The 3,851-nt window shown below is 43.8% G+C and carries 5 protein-coding genes (1 of these 5 cut by a window edge); 3 read left to right on the forward strand and 2 right to left on the reverse strand.

Annotated elements, in window-relative coordinates; genetic code table 11:
• From ACKPQ4_RS05160 to ACKPQ4_RS05170, 3 genes are all read left to right on the forward strand, one after another.
• Positions 1-422, forward strand: partial view of a hypothetical protein gene (locus ACKPQ4_RS05160; protein WP_407680134.1) — the 3' portion only. 58 nt of this gene lie to the left of the window's left edge; only the last 422 of its 480 coding nucleotides appear in the window; its start codon lies beyond the left edge, outside the window; it ends in the stop codon at positions 420-422.
• A gap of 106 nt (positions 423-528) precedes the next feature.
• Positions 529-1,500 carry a S1C family serine protease gene (locus ACKPQ4_RS05165; RefSeq protein WP_407680135.1) on the forward strand — a complete coding sequence of 324 codons (972 nt, stop codon included), beginning with the start codon at positions 529-531 and terminating at the stop codon, positions 1,498-1,500.
• Between the two features lie 83 nt (positions 1,501-1,583).
• On the forward strand, positions 1,584-3,215 hold the full coding sequence (locus ACKPQ4_RS05170) for a FumA C-terminus/TtdB family hydratase beta subunit (RefSeq protein ID WP_407680136.1): 1,632 nt from the start codon (positions 1,584-1,586) through the stop codon (positions 3,213-3,215).
• Here ACKPQ4_RS05170 and aroQ read toward each other — a convergent pair.
• Positions 3,212-3,646, reverse strand: a complete 435-nt coding sequence (gene aroQ / locus ACKPQ4_RS05175; RefSeq protein ID WP_407680137.1) for a type II 3-dehydroquinate dehydratase — start codon at positions 3,644-3,646, stop codon at positions 3,212-3,214. The genes ACKPQ4_RS05170 and aroQ overlap by 4 nt on opposite strands.
• Positions 3,647-3,699: 53 nt before the next feature.
• On the reverse strand, positions 3,700-3,851 hold a 152-nt coding region (locus ACKPQ4_RS05180; RefSeq protein WP_407680139.1), incomplete at its 5' end, for a Nif3-like dinuclear metal center hexameric protein.

Below are 3,851 nucleotides of genomic sequence, written 5' to 3' on the forward strand. Positions count from 1 at the left end.
ATGAAGAATTTTGGAATGGTTTCCAGGACCGTGTAAAGGGTCGTGCGATCGCTTCTTTTGGAGCACGTAGTAAATCTGCCCGGGTTCGCAGGGTTGGTTTATACATTTGCTTACCTGTCTTCTTATTATCCTATACAGGTTGGAATATGATTAAGTCAGAATCGGAGCTTTCAATCGATACATCAATTGTATCGACGAACCAGCAGGTATCTGGTGGAGCAGATTCTCTAAGCCAACTTGCTAACTTAATGCAAGATGGGAACACCTTTCAACGCGAGGGTGCCATCCAGTTAGCAAGCATGGATTCATATGAATCATTTGCTAACACCAGGGTAAAACTTTCTGATAGTAATACCAATTTTAATCATCACACACTTAGCCTTTCTCCCCAACTTAGCACTCTTGCTCAGTATACCTTTTAGATGAATGGTTAGGCTTGCGGTTACAAGCTTCAGTTTTTTCGCTTTAGTATTTTTCCTACAAGCGGATACCAGTACTTCTCATCCATCTCTATCCCTTCAGGAAAGGGTGCGTGATATTTATGAGAATTCTAGTGAATGTATTGTTCGTGTAAAGGCTACACGCAAAGACAAAGTGGATGAAAAAGTTAGCCGTGTACTCAAGATGGGAAGCGGTTTCTTTGTTAGTAAGGATGGTCATATATTGACTTCTGGATTACTTAGAAATGCTGACCAAATTTGGATAGAATACCAACAATCTTTCTATCTCGCTCAGTTAATAGGCCATGATCATCTCTGCAATTTGTCTATGCTTAAAGTGGTTGATGCCAAGAAGGAATTCCCCTTTCTCTCGGTAAGTGATCATTCAGAAGACTTGACCCCAGGATCAATCTTAGTCGGCTTATCATGTGCTTTGGAATTCAAAGTTGGTCCTACCTTTGGGCTTTATCAAAGCGAAGAAATCTCTTTTGGTGCTAGCTTATTCCCCACCAAAATGATCCGTGCAAGTGTTACCCTGGGACCAGGTGAAATTGGGGCTCCAATCTTTGACCTCCATGGTCGATTTGTTGGAATTGCGCATGCGGCTTTATCAGATTTGAGATCATCTTTTATATTACCCGCCAATGCTTGCTTGCGTATTCGTGACGGACTACTTCTTTCTGGTAAGGTTGAGTATGGGTGGTTTGGAGTTACGGTATCTCGAAAACTTAATAATCAAAATTCCTTCGATATTATCGTCGAAGGAACAGTGCATGGTTCTCCCGCATCAAAGTCTTCCTTAAAGAAGGGTGACCATATACAAAAGATTGGAAGTGTTGTTGTCCGAGATCGTGGAGACCTTGCACACGCCGCTTTTTTTGCCAAGCCCACTACTGTGGTCATATTTCAGGTTAAACGAGATGAAAAGGTTCTGTCTATACCTATTAAAGTAGAGAAGCGTTCAGTCGTCATGAGGGATGAAGAATCACAAATAGCTGAAGTGGATGGAACTGTGCCTGGTCAACAATCTGAAAACCCAACGAGCGATACAGTTCGTTAATTTCTCTTGTTGTTCAGAATAAATCCGTATTGAATAAATAGGTTTTCTCGACTTATCACTCCTGATGGGATAGGCGATTAGGCATGGCATCGATTGATAAAGCAACAATGTTTCCTTGTGACCCTTACCAAAACGTAGATTGGCGAAAGATTGATGGATTGGACAGTTGTCTGGAGCAGGCAACATTTTGCGATGAAATAATTTTAAAGATTAAACCCGAGGCATTGGAACGATTGGCTCAAGAGGCATTTCATGATATTTCACATTTTTTGCGATCCGGACACCTCGAACAGTTGCGTAAAATTTTAGACGACTCGGAGGCTTCCCCTAACGATCGTTTTGTTGCTTTGGATTTATTAAGGAATTCACAAATCGCGGCAGAAGGAATTTTGCCGATGTGCCAAGATACAGGCACGGCAATCATTCTGGCCAAAAAGGGTAGATGTGTATGGACGCAGGGTGGTGACGAGTCTGTGCTTTCTAACGGAATAGAAAAAACCTATGCCTCTGACAACCTGCGATTCTCTCAACTTGCTCCAATTGGTATGTTCGAAGAGAAAAACACTCGCTCCAACCTGCCTGCCCAAGTTGATATTTTGCACACGGATGGAACTGAATATCATTTTTTATTTATGGCCAAGGGAGGTGGGTCGGCAAACAAGACCTTTTTACACCAGGGTACACCATCTTTACTTAAGGAAGAATTATTGCTCGAATACTTAGACGAGCGAATAGCCGCACTGGGGACAGCGGCTTGCCCGCCTTATCATTTAGCCGTTGTAATTGGGGGCACTTCCGCGGAAGCAAACCTAAAAACTGTCAAGCTTGCCAGTGCCCGGTTTCTCGATGATTTGCCCATTGCCGGTGATCATCGTGGTCATGCCATACGTTGTCCGGAAATGGAGAATAAAATTTTAGAAATGACTCAGAAGCGTGGAATCGGAGCCCAATTTGGTGGGAAGTATTTTTGCCTCGATGTTCGGGTTATCCGTCTTCCCCGGCACGGAGCGAGTTTGCCTATAGGTATAGGGGTAAGCTGTTCTGCAGATCGTCAGGCTTTAGGCAAAATTACTTCCGAAGGAGTATTTCTTGAACAACTTGAGAGCAACCCGAGTCGATTTCTTCCTGATTATGAGGAGGAAAACCAATCCGGCGACAAGGCCGTTGAGATCGATTTGAACATGGGAATGGAAAAAGTTCTTCAGGTATTATCCAATTACCCGGTTCGTACACGCTTGTCATTGAACGGTCCCTTGATTGTCGCTCGAGACTTGGCCCACAGCCGATTGCGCGATCGTTTAAACGCTGGGGACGGGTTGCCAGAATATTTTAAGCAATATCCGGTTTACTATGCTGGTCCGGCTAAGACTCCACAGGGGTATGCATCTGGATCTTTTGGACCAACTACTGCCGGAAGAATGGATGTATTTGTAAATAAATTCCAAGAGGCAGGAGGTTCGATGGTTATGTTGGCCAAAGGAAACCGTTCCAAGATGGTGGTACAGGCATGCAAAAAACATGGAGGCTTTTATTTGGGGAGCATCGGAGGTTCTGCCGCCAGACTTGCCCAAAAATGCATAAAGAAAGTAGATGTGATTGAATACGATGATCTTGGCATGGAAGCTATCCGTAAGATCGAAGTGGAGAATTTCCCTGCATTTATCATCACCGATGACAAAGGAAATGATTTCTTCCTTGGAGACGATGTCGCTTAGTTATTTGAGGATAAATGCCTGAGAGCGAGAGTGTAGCCATTGGGACCAATCCCTGCAATTACTCCCTGTGCAATCCCGGAAATTAAGGATTTGTGCCTAAAGTCCTCCCGTGCATGGATGTTTGATATATGAACTTCAATGGTAGGTAATCCAGATGCTACTACGGCATCGCGTAAAGCCACGCTCGTATGAGTGAAACCTCCTGGATTCAGGATCAATCCAGAAATTCCAGAATCTGCCCATTCGTGAATTTTGTCAATCATCGCACCTTCGTGGTTGGACTGAAAGTTTACAACTTCGCATCCCAGAGTGGAACCAAGGGAAACAGTATTTTGAACAATTTCATCGAGAGTTTGGGACCCATAGATATCTGGTTCCCTTTTTCCCAAACGGTCAAGATTAGGTCCGTTAAGCAGGCCGATTTTTTTCATAATTCATCCATCTAATCGCAAAAGGAAAATATTCGCAACGCCGTATACAAAGTTCAGAGAGGACAGGCAGTCTCAACAAATTCGTAGGGAATATCAAATTCCTGTGAAACTTCGCGGGCAAGTCCGTCCACTCCAAACCTTTCGGTTGCATAATGTCCGCAGGCGTAAAGATTAAGTTCGAGTTCCTGGGCGAGGTTAAAGTGGT

This window comes from Candidatus Chordibacter forsetii, assembly GCF_964187505.1.
Taxonomy (GTDB): Bacteria; Verrucomicrobiota; Verrucomicrobiia; order Opitutales; family Seribacteraceae; genus Chordibacter; species Chordibacter forsetii.

Bases quoted from the DNA above. Each gene is read 5' to 3' on its own strand.
- ACKPQ4_RS05170 (WP_407680136.1), top strand. From the start codon at position 1,584: ATGGCATCGATTGATAAAGCAACAATGTTTCCTTGTGACCCTTACCAA.
- aroQ (WP_407680137.1), bottom strand. From the start codon at position 3,646: ATGAAAAAAATCGGCCTGCTTAACGGACCTAATCTTGACCGTTTGGGA.